This is a genomic window from Vibrio barjaei, from assembly GCF_001639065.2.
Classification (GTDB): Bacteria; Pseudomonadota; Gammaproteobacteria; order Enterobacterales; family Vibrionaceae; genus Vibrio; species Vibrio barjaei.
Genome location: NZ_LQXO02000005.1, coordinates 59,116 through 81,477, shown reverse-complemented (window position 1 = coordinate 81,477; position 22,362 = coordinate 59,116). Strand labels below are relative to the sequence as shown.

18 protein-coding genes are annotated in these 22,362 nt (G+C 46.8%); 11 read left to right on the top strand and 7 right to left on the bottom strand.

The genetic code is table 11. The features are described 5' to 3' along the window. Nucleotides 1–2: 2 nt before the first annotated feature. Nucleotides 3–1,169, bottom strand: a complete 1,167-nt coding sequence (locus AWH66_RS01285) for a GAF domain-containing sensor histidine kinase (protein ID WP_063604911.1) — start codon at nucleotides 1,167–1,169, stop codon at nucleotides 3–5. Between the two features lie 166 nt (nucleotides 1,170–1,335). On the opposite strand from AWH66_RS01285, the gene AWH66_RS01280 reads away from it, so the two are divergent. The 11 genes from AWH66_RS01280 to AWH66_RS01230 all read left to right on the top strand — a co-directional run bounded on the left by AWH66_RS01280 (nucleotide 1,336) and on the right by AWH66_RS01230 (nucleotide 12,327). Beyond that, the gene (locus tag AWH66_RS01280; protein ID WP_063604910.1) at nucleotides 1,336–2,877 is read left to right on the top strand and encodes an arylsulfatase; all 1,542 of its coding nucleotides are present in this window, start codon (nucleotides 1,336–1,338) and stop codon (nucleotides 2,875–2,877) included. A gap of 204 nt (nucleotides 2,878–3,081) precedes the next feature. Beyond that, nucleotides 3,082–4,041 carry an AAA family ATPase gene (locus AWH66_RS01275; RefSeq protein ID WP_063604909.1) on the top strand — a complete coding sequence of 320 codons (960 nt, stop codon included), beginning with the start codon at nucleotides 3,082–3,084 and terminating at the stop codon, nucleotides 4,039–4,041. Nucleotides 4,042–4,057: 16 nt separating this feature from the next. Continuing rightward, the gene (locus AWH66_RS01270) at nucleotides 4,058–4,969 is read left to right on the top strand and encodes a DUF58 domain-containing protein (RefSeq protein WP_063604908.1); all 912 of its coding nucleotides are present in this window, start codon (nucleotides 4,058–4,060) and stop codon (nucleotides 4,967–4,969) included. A gap of 6 nt (nucleotides 4,970–4,975) precedes the next feature. Continuing rightward, nucleotides 4,976–5,452 (top strand): DUF4381 domain-containing protein, encoded by a 477-nt coding sequence (locus AWH66_RS01265; protein WP_083399920.1) that lies wholly within the window; start codon nucleotides 4,976–4,978, stop codon nucleotides 5,450–5,452. After that, the gene (locus AWH66_RS01260; protein ID WP_063604906.1) at nucleotides 5,446–6,441 is read left to right on the top strand and encodes a VWA domain-containing protein; all 996 of its coding nucleotides are present in this window, start codon (nucleotides 5,446–5,448) and stop codon (nucleotides 6,439–6,441) included. The genes AWH66_RS01265 and AWH66_RS01260 overlap by 7 nt, the downstream gene beginning before the upstream one ends. Beyond that, entirely contained in the window at nucleotides 6,434–7,984 is a 1,551-nt protein-coding gene (locus AWH66_RS01255) for a vWA domain-containing protein (protein ID WP_063604905.1), read from the top strand. Before AWH66_RS01260 ends, AWH66_RS01255 begins: the two co-directional genes overlap by 8 nt. Continuing rightward, nucleotides 7,981–9,342: a BatD family protein gene (locus tag AWH66_RS01250; protein WP_063604904.1), complete on the top strand. Its 1,362-nt coding sequence runs from the start codon at nucleotides 7,981–7,983 to the stop codon at nucleotides 9,340–9,342. The genes AWH66_RS01255 and AWH66_RS01250 overlap by 4 nt, the downstream gene beginning before the upstream one ends. 76 nt (nucleotides 9,343–9,418) lie before the next feature. Beyond that, on the top strand, nucleotides 9,419–9,793 hold the full coding sequence (locus AWH66_RS01245; protein WP_063604903.1) for a hypothetical protein: 375 nt from the start codon (nucleotides 9,419–9,421) through the stop codon (nucleotides 9,791–9,793). Nucleotides 9,794–9,906: 113 nt separating this feature from the next. Beyond that, nucleotides 9,907–10,635: a glycosyltransferase family 2 protein gene (locus AWH66_RS01240; RefSeq protein ID WP_063604902.1), complete on the top strand. Its 729-nt coding sequence runs from the start codon at nucleotides 9,907–9,909 to the stop codon at nucleotides 10,633–10,635. A gap of 47 nt (nucleotides 10,636–10,682) precedes the next feature. Beyond that, a complete protein-coding gene (locus tag AWH66_RS01235; protein WP_063604901.1) occupies nucleotides 10,683–11,975 on the top strand; it encodes an LssY C-terminal domain-containing protein in 1,293 nt (430 codons plus the stop codon). A gap of 103 nt (nucleotides 11,976–12,078) precedes the next feature. Continuing rightward, nucleotides 12,079–12,327 (top strand): IS6 family transposase, encoded by a 249-nt coding sequence (locus AWH66_RS01230; RefSeq protein WP_063604900.1) that lies wholly within the window; start codon nucleotides 12,079–12,081, stop codon nucleotides 12,325–12,327. 169 nt (nucleotides 12,328–12,496) lie between these two features. Here the strand turns inward: AWH66_RS01230 and AWH66_RS25830 are convergent, their stop codons facing one another. The 6 genes from AWH66_RS25830 to AWH66_RS01195 all read right to left on the bottom strand — a co-directional run bounded on the left by AWH66_RS25830 (nucleotide 12,497) and on the right by AWH66_RS01195 (nucleotide 22,356). Beyond that, nucleotides 12,497–12,643, bottom strand: a complete 147-nt coding sequence (locus AWH66_RS25830) for a hypothetical protein (RefSeq protein ID WP_167360919.1) — start codon at nucleotides 12,641–12,643, stop codon at nucleotides 12,497–12,499. A gap of 223 nt (nucleotides 12,644–12,866) precedes the next feature. After that, a complete protein-coding gene (locus AWH66_RS01220; protein ID WP_063604899.1) occupies nucleotides 12,867–13,637 on the bottom strand; it encodes a hypothetical protein in 771 nt (256 codons plus the stop codon). A 54-nt stretch (nucleotides 13,638–13,691) separates the two neighbouring features. Continuing rightward, nucleotides 13,692–14,045: a hypothetical protein gene (locus tag AWH66_RS01215; RefSeq protein WP_063604898.1), complete on the bottom strand. Its 354-nt coding sequence runs from the start codon at nucleotides 14,043–14,045 to the stop codon at nucleotides 13,692–13,694. Beyond that, nucleotides 14,038–14,349: a hypothetical protein gene (locus AWH66_RS01210; protein ID WP_063604897.1), complete on the bottom strand. Its 312-nt coding sequence runs from the start codon at nucleotides 14,347–14,349 to the stop codon at nucleotides 14,038–14,040. The genes AWH66_RS01215 and AWH66_RS01210 overlap by 8 nt, the downstream gene beginning before the upstream one ends. A gap of 479 nt (nucleotides 14,350–14,828) precedes the next feature. Next, nucleotides 14,829–21,821 (bottom strand): RHS repeat-associated core domain-containing protein, encoded by a 6,993-nt coding sequence (locus AWH66_RS01200; protein ID WP_240495583.1) that lies wholly within the window; start codon nucleotides 21,819–21,821, stop codon nucleotides 14,829–14,831. A gap of 10 nt (nucleotides 21,822–21,831) precedes the next feature. Continuing rightward, complete coding sequence (locus AWH66_RS01195) at nucleotides 21,832–22,356, bottom strand: hypothetical protein (RefSeq protein ID WP_063604895.1); 525 nt, start codon at nucleotides 22,354–22,356, stop codon at nucleotides 21,832–21,834. Nucleotides 22,357–22,362 lie beyond the last annotated feature (6 nt).

The window sequence follows — 22,362 nt, the reverse complement described above, 5'->3', positions numbered from 1 at the left end:
TTTTATTCCTCTTCACAAACCAATATTAGTGAGATTCTGACCCCTGGTTTAACACCAGTTGATTCGATAGACATCGTTGCGCCAATCAGCTCACTACGTTCTACCATGGACTGCAACCCGAGTGAAGGAGAGTTCATTTCAATTCCGTGCAGCGAAAAGCCGACTCCATTATCTTCAATCAATAATTCTGCCTTCTTATCTTTGATTCTTCTCAAAATGACATCCACATGAGAAGCATCGGCATGCTTGACCACATTAGAGAGAGACTCCTGTATAATTCGGTAGATGTGCAAAGACACCTCATCGTCAAACACAACCGTACGATCAAGCTCAATACTCATCGCTATCTGGCTACGCTCACTCACTTGCTTTACATGTGATTCGATTGCAGCGTGTAAACCCACACGTTCAATCACCACGGGATGAAGATGCCGAGACAGTTGCTGAATATCACGAGTAATCTCAGACAGCCCTTTCGCACATTGTGCTATCATAGACCTCGACTGATCATCACACATCGCTGCCGCTAACCCCATTTCAATCCCCAAAGAAGCAAGGCGCTGACTAAAATCATCATGTAAGTCACGAGCAATGTTTCTTCGCTCTCGCTCCCGCTCCCCAATGATACGACGGTTTCTTGCAGCAACTTCTTGTTGACTGCGCCTAAGCTGTTCATAGTGTGTCACTCGAGCAATACTGGACGCGATGATATTGCCTAACAAGGTGGCAGAATGAACAAAGTCATCATCAAAGCGGCCAGTTGAGGTAAAGTTAGCGCAAGCCATTAACCCCCATGGCTTTCCCATCGCACTAATCGGAACCAGAATATGTCTAAGCGGTCTCTCCTGCTGTAGTTGCATCGCTAGATCCAATAGAGCTGGTGAGTCATCGCTGCACACCACTTCACCCTTTTCTATCAATGCTCGGTAGGCTAAAACGACGGAGGCTGGAATGTGTTTTTGTACGGGAGGAATGCCAACTCCAATAGATTCATGGTGTCGCCAGTTTTCAACAATCGCATGATCAAGAGGCAAACACGACAACCGGTCAGCACCTAGAAAATCGCGACATTCATCGAGTACTTCCGCAATGACACTGTCCATATCGGCTGTCGGAGAGTCCAGCAATTTACCCGAAATAGAAATCAAAACATCTTTAATTTGTTCCACTAATTCAACCTTTTAAGAACCTAGCCTCAACATTAAACAGTGTACCCGCAATCCCGTAAAATTGCCGACTTTGTGCCCCACAATTGGCATACAGTTAGGAAATCTCCTAGTTCATTTGGCCACCAATCGCCTAGATACTATGCCTGTCTTATCTTAGGAGCCCATTATGAAAAACTTTTCTAAAAGCTTAGTCAGTAAATCCATACTCGGTGTGGCTGCCGCCGCAACATTAGGTGTAGCACCCGCTTTGGCTAAGAATACGTCAGAAAAACCCAATATCTTAGTGATCATGGCCGACGACATCGGCTGGTCGAATACTTCCGCTTACAACATGGGAATGATGGGTTATAAAACACCTAACATCGACCGTATTGCCAATGAAGGCATGCTGTTTACCGATCACTATGGTCAGCCAAGCTCAACTGCTGGGCGCGCTGCGTTCTTAACGGGTCAATTACCAATACGTACGGGTCTGCTTAACGTCGGTTTACCGGGCTCACCTGTTGGTCTTCACCCAGAAGATCCTACCCTTGCTGAAGTTCTTAAAGACCAAGGTTACTTCAACGTTCAACTAGGTAAAAACCACCTTGGTGACCAAGAGCACATGATGCCGCACCGTCGCGGTTTCGACTTCTTCTACGGTAACCTCTACCACCTTAATGCAGAAGAAGAGCCTGAGAATGAAGATTATCCACAAGATCCTGCATTCCTTGAACGCTTTGGACCTCGTGGAATTGTAACGGGAACGCCTGACGGCCCAACTGAATCAGCAGGGCCACTGACCCGCAAGCGAATGGAGACCATTGACCGTGAGCTAACCGATATGGCGCTCGACTATCTTGATGATTTCGCCAAGACCGATGAACCCTTCTTCATGTGGTACAACCCATCACGTATGCACGTTTGGACTCACCTAAGTGATGAATGGAAAGGCAAAACAGGTTACGGTCTTTACGCCGATGGCATGGCAGAGCTTGACCACTATGTAGGTCAAATTCTTGATAAGCTGGAAGAAACAGGACAAAAAGACAACACCGTGGTGATCTTTACCACAGATAACGGCGCCGAAAAAGTAACGTGGCCAGATGGTGGTAACACGCCATTTAAGGGAGAGAAAGGTTTGACGACTGAAGGTGGTGTACGCGTGCCATTTATGGTCAGCTGGCCTGGCCATATTCCTGCGGGCTCCGTCAACAACGGAATTCAGTCACACGAAGACCTCTTCACGACATTAGCCTCCATAGCGGGTGAAAAGGACGTACAAGAGAACTTCAAGAAAAAACACGACGTGTTTATTGATGGTTATGACCATCGTCAAGCGTGGTTCAATAACGAAGACACCACTCGTAACGAAATCTTCTACTTTGCCGAAACGGGTAACTTGGAAGCGGTACGCGTAGGCAAGATTAAAGCGCAGTTTATCGAACCACTTGAAGATAGTTGGTTTGCTCCACGCCTAACCACGACTTGGCCTGTACTCTACGACCTACGTACTGACCCATATGAAGAAGCACCAGAGCACTCTGGTATGTACATCAAATGGATGGCGGAACGTATGTTTAACTTCGTGCCAATTCAGGTAGAAGTTGCAGAGCTACTGAAAACGTTCCACGAGTTCCCACTTCGTCAAGAACCAACATCGTTCAACCTTGAACGCGTTATTCAGACTTTGCCATACCGTCCAGATACCCAACAATCTGGTAACTAGTGTTTCGGCACCCATAATACTCATTGATAATCAAGGATGTACTTCAGTGCATCCTTTCTTTCTACGACAACGCTCTCTTCCCCATCGTTAATTAGGAATAGTCCTAGTGACCTCGCTTCTTCAACTTAGATAAGCTAGCACCATCATATTTCGACCGCGTCTAAGTGGTTTCCATCCATTAAAGCAAATTACAGAGGTGGTTTAATGACGGTATCAACACAGAATTTCATTACGCTACAACAACAAATAAACCAACGTGTACTTGGTCAAGAGAAGTCCGTTGAACAGCTCACCATTGCCTTGCTTGCGGGTGGACATGTTTTACTTCAAGGCCTACCTGGCCTCGCGAAAACTCGCAGTGCGAGCGTCATGGCGGCACAACTCGACTCAACCTTGAATAGAATCCAATTTACTCCTGATATGTTGCCTGCGGATATCACCGGTAGTGAGCTCTATGACAGCCATACACAATCGCTCACCTTCAAAAAGGGGCCGGTTTTCTCTCATCTCGTTCTTGCCGATGAGATCAATCGTGCACCAGCAAAAGTCCAATCGGCCTTGCTTGAGGCCATGGCAGAATCACAGGTCTCTGTGGCAGGGACAACCCATCCTCTGCCTAGTTTATTTATGGTGCTCGCAACACAAAACCCTATTGAACAAGAAGGCACCTACCCGCTACCCGAAGCGCAAATGGATCGTTTCCTAATGCAAATCATCATCGACTACCCAGACAAGCAAGCTGAAAAGCGGATGCTCCAAATGCTACGTAGAGAGAATCTGTTAATTCAAGAAAGTGACTCAAAACTCAGTGTTGACCACGTTTTAAAAGCTCGATATCTCGTTGATCAAGTCCATGTTTCGGATCAGGTCGATCAATACATCGTTGATCTAGTAGACGCGACTCGATATCCAACACTCTACGACGTCGAATTAGCTCAGTGGATAGAACAAGGAGCAAGCCCGAGAGCATCAATCGCTCTCGACAAATGTGCACGTGCCCACGCTTGGTTGAACGGCCAAGACCATGTCACACCTGACAATGTTCGTGCAGTTGCTCATTCCGTGCTTCGCCATCGACTTGTCATCACGTTTTCATCTCAACACCAAGGTGTGAACGCCGAACACGTCGTAAACAAACTTCTAGACTGTGTGGCTTTTGCCTAGTCATGGAGGAAAATAGATGAGTGATTATCGAGTGTATCCTACCATCGAACGACTTAGTGAGCTCAGCCGCTTAGGTCGAACGTTATCATGGCATCCACCCTACCAACGTCTCACTCCATTGACAGGAAAACACCGCAGCCAGCAACGTGGTAGAGGATTGGACTTTATTGAACTACGACATTATTACCAAGGTGATGATGTTCGCTGCATCGACTGGAAAGTGACGCAAAGAACCGGTCAACCTTACCTTCGAGTCTATTCTGAAGAGCGAGACAAAAACATCGCACTGCTGGTAGATTTACGTACACGTATGTTTTTCGCTTCGGACGGAGCAATGAAGTCGGCAATCGCCAGTGAAACAGCGGCGATTATCGCAGGCTCCATTGTGCAAGGTGGCGATCGTATGGGAGCACTCATCCTTACCGATAGTGGTATAGCGTCGCTGCCATTTCGACGAGGAGAAAAAGCATTGCTAGCACTCCTCACCGAGCTCGTTCACTGCAATTCGCGACTCCCTGACTGGTCAGCACCTTCTTCTGAATGTTCCTTGTATGATGGCTTAAGCCAACTAAGCGCAATGACTTTAAAAGAAAGCCAGTGTTTCATTATTAGCGATTTTAGTGACTACCAAGTAAATGAGAAACATTCGATCATTGATGCTCTCGCTAAACGTAATAGTTTAATCGGTCTTAGAATTTCAGACCCCTTAGAAATTAAGTTTCCAGGACATAGCTTAGTCATTGGCAACACTGACCAACAGGTGGAGCTCAAGCAAAGCCGACCTCAAGCTCGAGAGAAGTTCGAGCATTACATTACCCAACATAGACAAGCGCTTAACGACCATTTCTTGCGTCACCAATTAGCCTTGCTAGATTTCACGACTCATCAAGATGCTTGGCTCCAAATGCAAGCTAAAACAAAACAATAGGTTGTTATGATGAAGGCATCACAGGGCCAAATCGTTGAGTTTGGCAGTCACTTAATCCATCGAGCTGAGTGGATCACGCCACCCGATGCCGTATCGTGGTTTCCGCAAACCACGCTGTGGAAGCTTGTGGCATTCTCATGTCTACTGCTCATCATTGGCTACGTTATTTATCGCATTCATCAATACCTATCGCGGGCTTACCTTCGAGATGCGTGGACCTTATATCAAAATTACGCTTCTGAGAGAAAAATCAACAGAATCGCAACGCTTCTGAAGCGGCTGGCTCATCAACATTGGCCTGAAGAATCAATCGGCACTATGAACACCGCTGAATTCGCTGAGTTTATAGCTCAACGAACCAATAACTGTCTCACATACGCTCAGGTCATCGAACTGGTGCAAACCAGCTATTGTCTTAAGCCCAATGTCAGCTCAACGACACTGGATGCTGTCCATCGATGGTTTCAGGAGGTCACATGCTAACCTTCACCTACCCTTGGTTTGGTCTACTGGTTTTACTTCCCGTTATTATGCGTGCCACTCCAACACATCTCACTAGACAAACGGCACTTCGCTTTAGTCATTTCGATAAGTTCATTGAAGTCACAGGATCGACGCCAAGGAGCGGAGCGGTAGTGATACGCCCTTCTTGGTGGCAGCGCGCACTAACCATGCTCACCTTTTTGAGTTTAGTATTGGCAGCAACGAAGCCTGTATGGGTTGGAGAGCCCATTGCTATAGAGAAAAGTGGCCGTGAAATGATGGTCGCCGTTGACCTCTCAGGTTCCATGGAGGCGAAAGACTTTGTTGACCAACAAGGCATCAATGTTCGACGTATTGATGGCGTAAAATTGCTGCTGGAATCCTTTTTACAACAGAGAGCCGGCGACCGTGTCGGCCTCATCGCCTTTGGTGATGAGGCATACTTGCAAGCGCCCGTAACCGAAGACTTCGATACGCTCTCTTTGCTGTTGGAGCAAATGGACGTGCGTATGGCGGGCGCAGGGACCGCGCTGGGAGATGCGATTGGTGTCGCAGTTAACCACTTTGAGCATTCCGAATCAAACAACAAAGTATTATTGCTGCTCACAGATGGTAAAGATACCACCAGCCAATTTCCCCCTGTCGATGCCGCTCATTTCGCAGGAGAGCGTGGTATTACGATTTATCCTATTGCAATTGGTGATGCTACCAACGTGGGTGAAGAAGCCATTGATCTGGAGATGTTAGCCCGTATCGCCAGCTACACTGGTGGACAAGTTTTTGAAGCTTTAGATGGTGACGCCTTAGCGGCGGTCTATCAAACGCTGAATGAGCTGGAAGCCTCTCTTTTTGAAAGTGATGTCATTCGCCCTAAATTCGAGCTCTATTTCTGGCCTCTTCTTTTCATAACCATCTTGAACTTACTGGCGTTAACGTTCGTCGCTACCCGCACCCTGTACCACACGAGAAAAGGAGCAAACAATGGCTGAGTTTCATTTTATTCGTCCTTGGTGCCTGTTGTTGATTGTCCCGATGTTATGGGTCTTCTATGCCTTTCGCAAAGCACAGCAAACCAAGCATACACTGCCCATCGCTTCTCACCTGGCACCTTACCTTAATGCTGACGGGAAAGATAAGCATTGGTTTGCACCCAAACATTTGCTGCCTGGTATACTGACGTTGCTGATTGTCATTATTGCAGGTCCAACGTGGCAACCTGAGCCAGACTCTCATGCTAAAAACCAATCGCCACTCTATTTTGTTATAGACCTATCAAACTCCATGAGTGAATCCGATCTAGCTCCTAGTCGATTGGAAAACAGTAAACTTAAGTTGGAACAGCTGCTCACCTATAAAACCGATGGCGCTGTTGGCGCTTACGTTTACGCAGGAAGTGCTCACCTACTTATTCCCGCGACAGAAGACCGAGACGTTTTAGCGCTTTACCTGTCTTCCCTATCTACACACTTAATACCAAGACAGGGCAAAAACCTAGCGGCTGTTTTCGAACAATTGCAGCAATCTCACGATAGTAAAGATATACCTGCCAGTATCATTGTCGTTACCGATGGACTAGATAACAGTGGCATTCATGCTTTAAACCAATATACCGACCTCCATCAAGACCAGATTTTAGTATGGAAATTTGGTTATCAAGAGACATTGACACCACCGCGTGATGTTCGTTTTTTACAAAACACGCCTGACGATAGCGATATTGCTAGTATCCAACGCTGGATAGATAGCTTTAGCTACTTTGACCCTCAAGATGAAGATATTCAGTGGCAAGAAGCCGGGGTTTACCTAGTGTTACCGACATTAGTGCTGAGCTTACTTTGGTTCCGTCGAGGCTGGAGTATACGCTGGGTTCCAAGCATACTCGTGGGAGCGGTTTATCTCGGAGCCATAATGCCGACTGACGGTTATGCCGCAGATAACACATCACCAACCTGTGATTCATTGATGATGCGCTTATTGATGACCGAAGACCAACAAGGTCAGTGGTTCTATCGCCAAGGTAACTACGCTTGCGCGGCTAAAACCTTCGTCGAACCTCAATGGAAGATCCAAGCTTTGATGAAAAATGGGCAGTGGGAATGGGCGCTCACCATGCTTAATCAGCAACCAGATTCGGTTTCCAAACGCTTCAATACGGCAATGAGTTTTCTACACATTCAACGCTTTCGTTCGGCAGAGCATTGGTTTAACAGGGTGTTGGAACTGAATCCAGAGCACACGCAAGCCCAGCAAAACCTTAAACTCCTTGAAGAGATATTTGATTTGATGGCTGACCGAGCTCAAGGGCAAGGTACTGCAGGTGAAGACATGACAGCCGACGTAATTTCCAGCCTCGAAGAAGATATGGGTATCGATGAGCCAGAAGAACGCTCTGACTTCATCAACAGCGCTGATCTCATGGCTGAAGAACACCTAACCAAAATTTGGTTAGAACAGGTCAAATCGAATCCTGAAGTTTTTCTAAGAAATAAGTTCGCTATCCAACTACAGAAACAAACGGAGGTAGCGCAATGAACGCCTTCCTTGTAAGCAATTTGACATTAAATCGACGTACGATACACAAACCTTTCATTTCTATTTTAAGTGCGATTTTGTGCATCCTTCCGCTGTCATCACTTCAAGCCTCAACATCGGTCTATGACCCGCTCACCTCACTGCAAGACATAGATAACGCTGAACGTGCACGAGGTTGGCAAGCAAACTGGCGACTGAGTAATACCGAACTAACTGAACGAACCCGCCACACTCTATACCTTGAAGTTTCGCACTACGCCCCTATCGACCAAGTGATTCATGTTGAGCATGTTGCGGAGCGCGATCTCCTTTTTGAGCAAATTTCAAACTTTTGGCAATATGGCCGAACTCAGTTAAACGGGCGAACACTGGCCACGGCAACGCTAAAGTTCGATCTGTACCCCACTCGTGCAGGGAATTACATTCTGCCATCCGTCGAGTTGCGCGTAGGCAGTGGAGACTCCTCTTTTACCTTTCGTTCACAGCCTTTGACTGTTGATGTATTAGCTTTACCCGTTGCCAGCCGCGGCAAACTTGTCGCACCAAATGTTACTATCGCTCAGAGCGTTTCAGATAATGATCTCACCGCAGGAGGCGCACTCACTCGGACTATTTCGGTAGATGTGGACGACTTACCCGGACACTATATCGCCGAATTACCGTTTATCACACAAGTAGAAGGGGTTGAAGTTCGAACTGGCAATACACGCACTCGCAGCGACGCGTTTCGCGGCAACCTTATCGGCACCAGAACAACCGACATTCACTATCGCTTCCCTATGGCTGGCGACTTCACACTGCCAGCGATGACCTTTGATTGGTGGGATACACAAACGAATACGCTAAAGCACATAGAATTAGCGCCGATTCAAGTTACCGTCACCCCAGCACCTCCGCTCCCTTGGGCTCAGCGTGTTGATATCGCTATAGGTAATCTAAAACAGGCCCTGTTGGCACACCGCCACACCCTAGTCATTGTGTTACTCGCCCTTGCGGCTGTTGCTCGCACGAGGCCAATGTTACAACGTCACATAAATCAATTAAAACTGCGCATTGTCGCCATCCAACACCATGCTTATTGCCAGCAAATTAAAACTATCATCCGAATCATGGTCTATCCACAAAAGAAGTTAAGCACTTACCTTTACCGCTATTTTGCAGAAATTGGGGTTTATGATCTTGTCCATCACCAAGAATTACAAGCTGCTATCTATCATTCTCAGCAAGGCGAACTCCGATTTAAACGATGTATACTGGCAAGAAAGATGCTCCGCCACCTTAAAAGCCAAACCCTTTCTCGCTATCGATTGCGAGAACTCAATACGTCCTCAACCCCAAAAGTACCACCTATTAACTAGGGATCTTCCTAGTTAATGGCAACCATAAATGCAGGTACTATGACAGCGATAAGTGTTAATGAATGGGTAAGATCTAATGAAAATTCTCAACATATTGGTAATGAGTAGCGCTCTTCTTACAGCTAACCTGAGTTACGCCAACGAAGCAACAAAGCCTACTACCGCCTCTAGTGCAGCGCCGATAGTCATAACTGGTGATCACATTCAGCCGCTATCTGACACACACTGGCGAATCAAGGTTTCTTACTCTGAGGCCGTTAAAGTTCGTTGTGTCGCTTTCTCAGATAACGATGAAGCCATTGCGATTGATTCAATCGCTGTGATCCCTCCCTACTCCGTCTCCAATATGTATACACGAAAAGATGATCCAAAAATCCAAAAAGTGACCTGTTGGATTACTTCTACGCGAGAAGAAGACTTAGCCCAAGACTATATCAAGCACAGCACCTAGTAACCCTTATCAGTTACTAGGTTATCATTAACTGAATATGAACCTACTGCTCAGTAATGGTTAAGCCTCCTCTCTGCATAATCCAATCATCAACACATAGAAAGGATTGGATTATGAAACCTCTTAGCATCGTCATTATCACTCTCAATGAAGAGAAACGCATCGCTCGCCTACTAAGCGACTTAAGCAGTCAAACTTACCAAGGTTTCGAAGTCATTGTCGTCGATTCCAACAGCGACGACCTTACCTGTGAGGTCGCACAAAAATACCATCAAGCACTACCTGCCCTAACCATTCACAAAATGGAGCAGCGCGGAGTGAGCTTAGGCCGCAATACGGGTGCCAACCTTGCCCAAAACGAACGTTTACTCTTTCTAGACGCCGATGTCCGTCTTGATAAGGACTTCCTAGATAAAGCAACGGCAAAACTTGAAGATGAAAAACTGGAAGTGGCCGGTGTTTACATGGGTTCACGTAATCTCGCGCCTGCTTATAAAGCCGGTTACGGACTATTTAACGCAGGCTTGTTTACCACGCAGTTCTTTTTCCCAACCGCTGTAGGCGCATGTATCTTCTCTACCAAACGCGCACATGACGAAATCGGCGGATTTGATGAAAGTATCGTGCTGTGCGAAGACTGTAACTACGTCAAAAAAGCCGCTAAGACATGGCGCTTTAGATTCTTACCACTGAGCTTCCAGTTTGACCCACGCCGCCTTGAGCAAGATGGCTTCTTCAAAATGGGATTCACTTATTTCAAAGCCAATGTTCGCCGATTTTTCTTTGGAGAAATGCGCAACAACGAGATGGAATACAAGTTCGGTCACTACCAACAGCAGTAACACTGAACCAATCAAAACGACAGAATCTAAGGACGTAAGGAATCGTTATGTTTGAGACATTGGGACTGTTTCTCGGCTCTTTCTTTGACGCAGTCATTGGCCCTAACCTCGTGGTTCCGGGAGAACCCTTTATGATTGCCGCGGGATATCAACTTTATAGCGGTGGATATCTCGCTGTTATCGCGGTACTAATTGGCGGCTTACTCGGTGATCAACTGAGCTTCTTTATTGGCCGTCATTATGGTTTTGGCGCACAAAAGAGGTTACTTCGCTGGCAACCCAAAATACGCAGACCGCTAGCTCGATGTCGCCTTCTTATGAACCGCAATTCATTCTGGGTGATTGCCTTTGCAAGGCTACTAGGCCCTATCGCTTGGGTTGTGCCATTTATGGCAGGGACCAACCATATTCGTTGGCGTAAATTTTCTCTGTATGCCTTGATAGGTTTATTGTTGGGTGTGGGGCAATTTGTTGTTTGGGGCTACCTGTTAGCCGCTGGTGTGGACAACGTGCCAGTGTTAGGTGAGATGGCGACCTTCATCTCAGAACACAAATACACGTTAGGACTAAGCATAGCGTCCTTAGCTCTATTCTATTTTGGTCTTAAAAAGCAGTGGCGTTATGCTTGGCTGAAAGCGAGCAGCTTTTTGCTAGTAGGCATGCTGGCCCTCAACTACTCGCACTTTTTTTGGTTCAGCGACGATACCGTCGTCACCACCACTACCGACACTCAAAACAAGGTGGTTGATGTCAAAGGACTCAACTTTAAGGTTTTTGCGGGTCAGTCATCGATTTACTCAGCTCAAGCAGTAAACGTGGTCTATTTGGGTGAAACTCCCAAGAACCTAATGCAGCAGCTAGGGTGGATTGAAAATAAAACATTCTCGCGCAGCGAGCTTGAATTCTCCGACTACGTCAATTTGCTGAAAACCAAAACACCACCAGTCTCCGATTTGATGTGGAACGGGCAGCCACAAGATCTTGCGTTCCAATTACCGGGAACGCTAACTAAGCGCTCGCATATTCGCTGGTGGAATGCGGGTATAGACAAGCAAACCCGAGAAACGGTATGGGTGGGTGCACTCAGCTATGATAATGGCCTAACGATCACACCCTATGGTGGTATTATCACCATCTTGCACAGCGTGGCTCCTGATGTCGATTCCGAGCGCGACAAGCTTAAGCAAGATGTATTTCGACTAAACGCTCAATGGAATGCCGAGAATCTTAAACTCGCTACTGTGACAGCCAAAAACGACAGTCACGATTATTATACCGATGGCAAGGTTCTTGTTGTGTCTCAGCAAATCCCTCTTGAGAGTTTTACGAGTGTCTTCTAATGTGCTGGGAATACACTGCAAACTAGTAGTTCGTCTAAGTCACTCGAATATCTTCAAGTAGGGCATCAGATTCATCCAATTTCGACTAACACTCTGAATCTTAATGTTTAAAGGCTGCCACTTTCCCTCTGAAGTTATTCTTGAAACTATCCGTTATTATCTAGCTTACAAACTCACTCATGGAGAGATTGCAGAAATACAGAAGGAGCGTGGCGTCACCGTTGACCATGCACCTATCAACCAGTGGGTCATTAGATCTACGCCGATTTTGGAGAATAAAGTCAGACACCAAATGAAGTCGATATCGAGCTCGTGGCAGATGGACGAGACGGACATCAAAATCAAAGGCTAATGATTTTATTACTCTCGAGCCGTTGGTAAATTTGATGACGTTATCGATTATTATCTGAATCCAACTCGTGATGAAGCAGTAACTAAAGACTTTCTATATAAGGCGATAGCTCAAAACGACTTACCAGAGAACGTGGTGATTGATGGTAGCAAAAGCAACTATGCCGCCTTTATGCGATAAGTATTCTGTTCTGGCTTAATGCCTCAACAATTTTGTTTAGGTCGTCGGCCTTTAGCACTTGTCCAGATTCAAATGTTGCTAGTTCTGCGTTTGCTATGCTCGCAAGCATGGCAACTAAAGTGGCGTATCTTTTCATGATCGTTATCTTCTTTGTTGGAGTAAGCATCATGAAAAAATAGGGTAGTCTCTGACCAGCGCATCACGATGCAAGTAGGCTTTTACACCCATTTCAGCGAAAACTCCAATGTGAGTTGTTAGCCCTTTCTCCATAAAGGCTAACAACTATGCTTTATGTTTTAAAGGCCTTTTATTCAAGGCCATAAATTTGTTATTCCGACATTTTCGGCACTACATACTTCTTACCACAACTGTATAGTTGCAATTCTTTCTGCCACTAAACTGAGTGACATAAACGCATTAGTTTGAAAAGGTGCGGTATCTGAATCACTAGCAATAGTAATTTCAACTTTGCACGTATCATAGACGCTCATCAGACTACTTAACGACTCATTCCATCGACCACTTAAACTTGTTTGGTAATGTCCCATCGTAACGTATTGTTCACCTTTTGAAAGGTCTGGAACAAAACCACCAATTGTGGAGTGTAATGATTGATTTTTACACTCCAAAAATTCACCTCTGTGGTAATACGAGTGATTGGTTTGTGGTGACCACGATAAATCCATCGAATCACCGTCAAAAGATTGCGTCAGTTCAAAGGGGAGAGGTAACTCCGTTGCGGTTAAGCTTGAAACTAACGCCTGATCTCGATGCCATTCAACAATATATTCACTGCCACTCGATGGAATGTTAGCGGCATAACTCCTGAGTGTGCCATCTTCGAAATAATCGGGTTCTAACTGATACCTCAGACCATCCACGACAATAGATAATTTGTCAGCTTCGTCGAGCTCAACAGGATAAGGAGACGCTTGTGCTCGCGCGTAGGCGATGACTTCCATATTGCGAGAGGACTGATTTGTTATTGAAAAATCAACATCCAATTCATCTGTTGAATATTGACCGCTAGTATTCTTGGGTTGTGTTGGCGATGTACTGTCGCCACTACCCCCGCCACCACAACCGAACAGAGCTAAGGTGGTTGTTATCAAAACAATGATAGTTTTCATTTTACTTCCTTGAAATAGAGCCAAGGTAGATGCCTTGGCTCTGTTGCATCAAAACTATGACTTCTTATGGTTGTTGAGTATTGGGCGTACTTTTCGTGTAGCAAACCAGTAACCAAACCATATTAAAGGGAATGTAGCTAAAGCTCTCCAAAGATTGTTTATCCCAAAGGCTTGGAATATATATACAACCCCAAAAAGATAACCAAATGATGCCGCAATATACGGTATCAATAATGAGTACTTTTCTCGTATTGGTTTTAAAGCTGAAGCGAACGTTACCAACGCTATATATCCCCCGCCAGATAGGGCCGCTAAGATATAATCTTCTTTTACTATGAGAATACCCACAGCACACCAAAACCCGTAATAAATGACAGGGGTATCCCATTTCTCATCTTGTTTAGTCACACTTCACCACCGTATTACAACCAACAGATACTGCATCGTTCACCGTACCCACATTATCTACCGTCTGCTTAATAACAGGCGAGCCAAAGTATAAGGTATCGTCAATGACTCCTCCGACTTTACCTGCAGGCCCTGTCATCATGCCGATAAAGTTAGACCAGCTGGAGTCTAAGTACCAAGCAGATATCGCCATACCTAGCCCCACACCTGGATTTAAAGCACCGACACCGATAGCCATGTTGGAGAGGACTCCAGCTCCGATTTTAGCGGTTTCCTCTGGGGTCGTTTCTAAGTAGTCAGACATTGTTTGCCTCGCTTCTTCCGCAAGGAAGTAGGCGTCGGAGCATTGATATGTCACTACACGCCAGCTCGGCCCAAACTAGCGTGTAATGACATAAATAACATGGGTTATGCTTAGGTACTATTGCTTTCTTATTAGAAAAGCCCCCTTAGTTTTTATTAACGATAATATAAATATAGGAAGGGGGATGTAAACAATCGACCAAATCAACAATAACGGAACAGAGAAGCCAAATGCATAAAATGGTAAAAAACTAACATATGTTATCATGTAATAACCGAAGAACATTATCATTTTGAATCTATAAGCCCTTTGATCTACATAAAATGACATATAAAAAAACACAAAGCTAATTAAAAAATAAATGATTGTCATAACGACATCCAAATTATGGCCTTTATCTCTTCCTAAAAAATCTAAAAAAACAGCTAGGGAATTGAAAGTAAAAAACACACAAAATGATATTATATATAACCATCTAATCATTTACTGCTCTCCATTTTCCTTTGGAAGGATTGTAGGTTGCATACAGCCACACAATACTTTTTATTATTGAAATATCTTTCTGAAAACGTCCAAAAATAGACGGCTGTATCTACCTCTTTAGGTATAGGTAAATCCTGAAGTTCCATAACTTTTTTACCACCACCATAAACATCATTTAAAGCTTGTGTTACCTCATCACCACCTCTTCCATACAATGTCCCTTGTAATGCACAAGATTGAACGTCATATGATGAACACCCATAAGATGTATCAGGGTTTAGTCCGGCAGCCTTAAGAGCTGCATTTTCTCTATTTTGCCAAATCCCATCTGGACGTTTTGCCATTTGTGAATTTTGAGAATAGCTTTCTTTACCCATCTCGTTATACAAATACACCGTGATGACACTAATCGCAGAGCGTAATACCGCATCACGACTGCTCGCCCCACTGGCCACTGCCGCGATTCCTGACACCGCAACGATGCCTCCCACTTGAGCGACTTGGCTTTGCTGGAAGTTCTCATGAACCACTGAACCTCCAAGCTTACCTATGGTGCCACTGATAAAGCCCTGACGGAAGGAGCCACCTCGCAGTTCATTGAAACCACCTTGAACTACACCATGAGCAAGAGGTAATGCTCCCTTTAAGCTACCAGAGCTCGAATTAAATGGGCTATGAGTACCATGTGCGACGCCATAAGTGATGCCCGCAGATAAACCGCCTAACACGCCTGCTTGAAGGGCTGAGCCCATATCCCCGGTAGCAATCACATTGGAGGTAAAGGAGACTGTGGCACCACTGGCCATAGCCGCTTCCATGCTTGCCATACCAGAGAATATTTCCCCAGCCCCAAAGCCCATCATAATCGACCCTATGACCATGCCCACTGTTCGAATCATGGGGTTGTCAAACGTCGACGCAAACAGCGCAATGGCCGCCCCTACCACAAATTGCCAGTAATGGCCGGTTGGGTCGTTGTATTTCACCGGATTGTTTAACACATAGGCATAGCGGTTGTAGCTTTGTGATAGTCCTGGGTCTGGTACCATGCTGTCGGCACTCAAGAAGCGTCCAATCACCGGGTCATACAAACGCGCATTCATGTTAATGAGCGTACTTTGACCTCCCACACTCTGGTGTCCCGTGAACCCGCGCATTTCTGCATTGGTAAAGAGTGGATTAGCGTCAAGCTCAGCTGCGGTAATGGACTCACCAAACGGCGTATACCCACGTTCTAGCTGAACTTGGCCATTAGGGTCAGTGATAAGATCGGCACTGCCCAGCGCATCACGATGCAAGTACGCAGTACGGTCAATTTGCTTTTCACTGCCTTTGAGTGTTTTGATGTGCTCGGCGACGGCGACACCATCCGCGAACAGGCGATGACGCATGGTGGTGGTTTTATTACCACTGGCGTCTGTGGTCACGTCCAACTCATACTCCGGGCTTATCACATAGGTGGTGATGCCATTGGTGGTACGTTTGATTTGCTCTTTCTCACTGCCGTACTCGTAGTTTGTCACCACACCATTATCGTTAACACGGGTCGCTTTATTAAACGAATTCCAAGATAAAGTTCGACCGCGTCCAGTGGTCATATTGCCGTTAGCATCATACGTATAGCCACCGTTAAGCTGACCATTCTCTTTCACATCAAACTGGCCTTGTGACGACTTGTAAGTCAGGTTGCCGTAGACATCATAACGATAATCTCGAGTGGCATAACTGGCGGTGTTATTGTCGCTGTACTGCCAACCTATCAGACGGTCGAACTCATCGTACTGGTAGTGCTCTTCTTGACGACGAACCTCACCGACTTTTTCAATCACATTATTGCGCGCATCAAAAGTATAACGAAGGTCTCTAAGGTATTGATTACCCATGCCTGTAGTAATACGTTTGGTAGTGCCACGCGCCCGGTCAAGCTCTCTGCGAGTTAAAAGACCATTGCCAAAGAGCTCACCCGATACTCTCCCAAACACATCACGACTGGTCGCGAGCCACACAATTTCATCGGTCTCATCGTCCAATCTGGCATCGAGCGCGGTTTGAATCGCTTTCTCCGCTTCCACCAAGTCTTCGAGTTCAGCAGTCATGGCAGCCAGTGTGTCGGTTTGGCTTCGAGCTAACGACGCATAGTGGTTAGCTTGTGCCAACAGTTTATCTGCCTGAGCTTTCGCTTGATTCGCGTGGTGCTGGTAATGATTGGCCTGCGACTGCTTTTGATGCGCTTGCGCGGAGTAGTTATTAGCAATCGCTTGGTAGTGTGCCGCCCACTGATTGTAGACTTGTGTGAAGTTAATCGACGAGCTAGGACCTGAATAGCAGAATCCGCCTAATTTACCACCCGGTGGAACACAGAAGTTTTGATGTACCATCCAAGCTGGGATTCTATCCACTTTATTTTCCCAACTGGTGCAATTGCCTTTCCAGTTCTTGTTAGTGCAACGACTGAACTTATAGTATGCGTACCCATTTTCAGTCTTGTAGTGGGTGAAAACTGTATTACCAAACCGGTGCCAATACGCGTTAGCTTTGTTTCGGTAATGTTGGGCTTGAACAGCATTCACATGCGCCGCATGAAATAGACCACTCGCTTCGCTGCTGAGTGCGTTTGCTTGCGCTTGATAACCGGAGTACTGTGACAACAATTGCATTGCTGCTTGTCGCAATCGCTCAGATTCTTCGATGTAAAAGAGCGCACTTTGCTCAAGCTCATGCGCTTTCACTTCAAGCTCAATGATACGCTCTGCGGTGGCTTGAAGCGCTTCTTCTAACTGAATGTACTGCGCGTCCCAAATCTCCGAGTAAGGAATGCTAAGGCGTTTCAATGCCCCATTGATATCATAACGTCGGTCGATGTTCAGCCCTGACGGGTAGGTCACACGGTCTAGACGACCCTCATTATCGTAGTGATATTGAGTAAGGTAATCTATACCATCGAGCGTTAAGGTCATGGACGTTTTACGGCCTTGACTGTTATAGGTGTAGCGGCGCTGACTGTTTGGGTTGTTGGTGTTATCCAGCTGCCCTTTACTTTGTGCGTCATACGTCCATTCAGTGCGCCCTTCAGGGCGGACTTCTGCGACTTTTCGACCTAGCTTGTCGTACTCAAAGCGCACTTTTTGGCCTTTGGCGTCTTGTTGCCAGATGAGCTCTCCGAACGCATTGTAGCCATAGGTCCAGTTACCCGTTGCAGGGTCGTTGAGCTGTATTTTGTTTCCCAGCTCATCGTACGCCAGTGTGGTAATAAGGCCGTTAGCATCCGTGCGAATGAGTTGCCCTTCGGCATCATAATAGTAATACAGTGTCGAGGTGCCATTTTCTTGGACGCTCACCGTTTGCCCGTTCGCGTTCATTGTGTCGACTTTATCGCTCCCCCCTGGCAAGGTGGTCGTCACTGTGAGCCCCGAGAAATGGGTCTTGGCGTCCAGCGTTTGTCCATCTTCCATTGGTTTGCGCTGCAAGGTAACGTGTCCCAAAGCATCAAACTCACTGCGCATCCAGTAGGTCGCATCACCGGCAAACAGTCCCTCAAAGTAAGGAACAGTTTCACCAATGCGTTGACCCCACTTATCGTAGGCGATATCGACCATCACCCATTTATTGTTACTGTTAAGCTGCTTGGTGCGGACCTCTCGACCAAATCGATCAAAATAGGTAACACCTTTGGCCCCTTGTGAAGTTTCTGTGGTCACCATAAACACACTGCGGTCACCGAGCACCATGTTAAATTGGTCTAAGCCAGCATCGGCACCATCACTCCAATGGTAAGCCGTCTTTACCCACTGCCCATTCGCATCCGTGCGCTTGGCTTCTCGACAAAATGCATCGTACTCAAAGGTGGCACTTAAGCCATTGGCATCCGTGATTCTTGAGGGCAGTGCACACAGTACGTCGTATTGAGTGGTTACGCTGTGGCCTAATGCATTGGTGTGCTTTATGACACGGCCAAAGGCATCATATTGAGTTTGACTTGAGCGTGACTCGCCACTGCCCGATACCCGTTCACTGGTTCGAAACCCATTAGCATTGTAAGTAAACGCATGGGTGAGCGCCAAAGCATGGTCAGGGGCTTTGATTTGCTCAATGAGCGCGCCAGTTTGAGACTCGTAGTGGAACTCACTTCGCCTTGATTGTGTGTCACTGCCATTAGACTTGGTGACCACGATGCTTGTCGGCTTGCCAATAAGCCAGCGCGCTGCATCATGCTGATACGTGGTGGTGGTCTGCTCTTGAAACTCGGGACCACTACTCCCTTGTGTCACCACCGTGGTATCACTTGGGTACCCATAAGCATCATACCCTTGATACGAAGTAGTGGTTTGTGTAAGCAGGTTGCCATTCAAATCCCAGGTTGTGTTTTGCTGCTCACGCAGCACTGGCCATATTTTTCCTTGCATGGGTGAGGGCAGAGTCTGGTATTGATAGTGCGTGTAGGACGTACGTTGCTGACCTGTTGTGATCGCAACGCTTGATACATACGGCGTCTTGTCCTCATGAAAATCAAACGTCGTCAGCAAAGTTTGACGCCCATCATCAGAACTAATGGCACCAAAACCCAATATACCATCATCGATATCAGCATAATAACCAGAGTAGTGATAGCTTGTGGTGTTAATCCCACCAATCCCATCATCTTGGGTAATATGGCTCACCACTGTGCGGTTAGGCGCAAGACCAATTAGATCGGCTTTCGAACTTCGTGGTGTAAATACAGTGACATCACCCGTCATGCCGTACTTAAAGGTGGTGGTAACACCAAGACCTGATGTGACGGATTTAAGTTTTGCTAAAGGCTCGTACTCATACGACAAACACGCCAGGCCATCCATGGAGCGATAGCAATCGCCAGTTAAGCCATCCCCATTGGCATCAATACCAGCTTTAAAGGGGCCATAGGCATGATTTACCGCGGTGGAGCGAACCGTCATGGTGAGACCAAAAAATCGGCGTACCCAGTTGCCATGAGAGCTACTTTCCGTAATAAACTCCAAATCGGGGTGAATGTTCGCCATCACCTCCGGCTTTGAGAAAGTCGTCCCGTTGCCATACGCGCACATCAACCGCTCACCCAGGATGTAACACATATCAGCTAAACCATCGAGGTTACGGTCATGCCAGGTGACGGAGGTTTCTAAAATGCGGCCATCCACACTGTTGGCCCAGTCATTCTCATCCAGACTCACGCGCTCTGTGGCGGTCTGTAATGTAGCACCGGTATTCTGATGACACACATAACGATTGCCGTTTCGATAACAGAGCTCAGGTAAACCATCGCTATTGAGATCACTTAATGTGAAAGTGCGAGCCAGCTGCTCCACTTGGTCGACATCACGGTCATACTGCGATTGACTGGGTGAGGTGCTTGCCGTGTGGTTAAGCCCCATTGGGAGCCCGCTCGCCCATTTCACGGCCGGACCGAACGCCAGTAGGCCATTCGACATTCCTGTACCTTCCGCACAATACCACTCCCCATCTAGCCTCATGCCACACAGGTCGACAAACCCATTGCCATTGATGTCCACGAACTGAGGGGAAGGAAGGTTAACGGGCTCGTAATCCGTGTAAGGTGAGCGCGGTTTATACGTTTTTTCTAAAGGAAAGCCTTGAGTGGTCAGCGTAAACTCATTTGAGAGACCGTTACTGGTATTTCTCGCGCAAACCACTTGTGACGCTTCGATGCGGCACACGTCCGGCAACCCATCTCGGTTGACATCCAAAAGGCGCACCGCCTCATCAATGGTGAAATTCCTGCTCCAATAACGTCCAGGCTCAAAACGTTGATTGTTTTGGTTTAGTGCACAGAAGAAGCCTTGTTCGTTAAAAGCGCACACATCCAAACGGCCACTATTGTTGATGTCGATGAAAGAGAGCGACGCATGATGCTGAGGCTCACTCCACTCACTCCCTTGGAAGTCTGAGCTCCATAACCTAGCTGCGCCAAATTGCCCCAGGCCAGTGTTTTCTTTACACCAGAGTCCATTGTCGAGATAACACATATCTTGACGACCATTTTGATTGATATCCCCGGCAATGAATCCTTTAAAATCCGTGTTGCTCACCAGAGTGCTTTGCAGCGGCTCGACATGCGCATACGGGTTGCTCTCCCACTCAAAACGGTGAGCCGGTAAACAGCTGCCATCACTGCCGCAGGTTTGCACCGAAGCAAGCCGAGTATAAGATTGCGCGGCAGAGTCGATAGCGTCATAACGAAGCGATATGGTGCGGACCGATTGACTCTTTCGCTCAATACGGATGGTATTGAGTTTTTGAGCTAAGGTGCGAGATTGACCAAACTGATACGATGTCAGCACGTCAGGGCGAGTGCCATAGTCCATCTCGATAGCGATATCAGCATAACGAATCGCCTCCAGATAAGTAAAACCTTGGTCTTGACGATAGTGGTACGTGATCGCGTTAGTAAAGCGGTCCGATTGCTTGGAAAGTTTCCACTCTAGAGTATGACCTTGAGCTTGTGTGCGAGCACTCGTTTGTTCGCCATAATCAGAGATAAGCCCATCGGCCGAATACACTCGCCAAGAAGACGGCCCAGAAGGTTCACTGCCCACTGCGACAACTTTGGTTTGTGAGGTTGTCGACAGCCGATATTCGCTTCCCGCACGACCAAGTTTTCCAGAAGTCAGAAACAGCCGTTCACCATCTAAGCAATAGACATCCGAGTTATCGAGATGCACTCCACCTTGTTGCCCATCGTCTATTTGGTTTTGTACACAGCGGCTGATGCTCGACAATCCAGTGAGCTGTACACCGAGTCCAAGCGGTCCATTTCCAGAGCCTTGGGTATAGCGAAGCCCCAAATGTGGCGTCACATCATTCACGCCTTCTGGGACAGGAAAGTGCATTTGATAACCGGCTCGCCCTTGAGTTGCGCTGGCCTCGCCAGTGAGTTCACCAACCGCATCCGCTAACACCATTGCCGGTGTTACGAGCCCACTTAAGACCATTCCTAGTAATAATCGTATCATGGCATCCCCCTTATTGACTTAAGCGCTCAAACCGCTGCTCAATGTCAATTAAATTGGTCTCGATACGCTCCACCTTTTGCTCTAATGCAACTTGTGCATCACTGCGTTTTTCTGGGTTTTGCAATGTTGGGTCGTACGCCAACAGGACACCTTCTTCTTCCAAGTCGGTTAGAATTTGGCTGGCTCTGGCTAACATCAGTGAAGGTGACTCACCTTGTGACAACGCTTCCTGAGTTTCTCTGTCGAGCTCAGCAAGGCTTTGTGTAATGTCGTCATTAAAGGCATTTAGCTCTGCGATGGCCAACGCTTGTCGACGCTCGTTCTCAGAGTCATAACGCTCAGTTTGAGCCTGAGAATTCTCGTTATTTGGCGCATCCTGCCAATCAAGTGGCGGTTGTGATACATGAGAAGAGGCCGTGTTAGCCGGTTTGCCAATTCTTTGTTGCGATAGCGGAGTAGAGTCTTGAAAAAGCCCCACTCCCACGATGAGGGCCACACCGAGTCCGGTACCAGCACCTAACCAACGAGGGTTCATAATTGT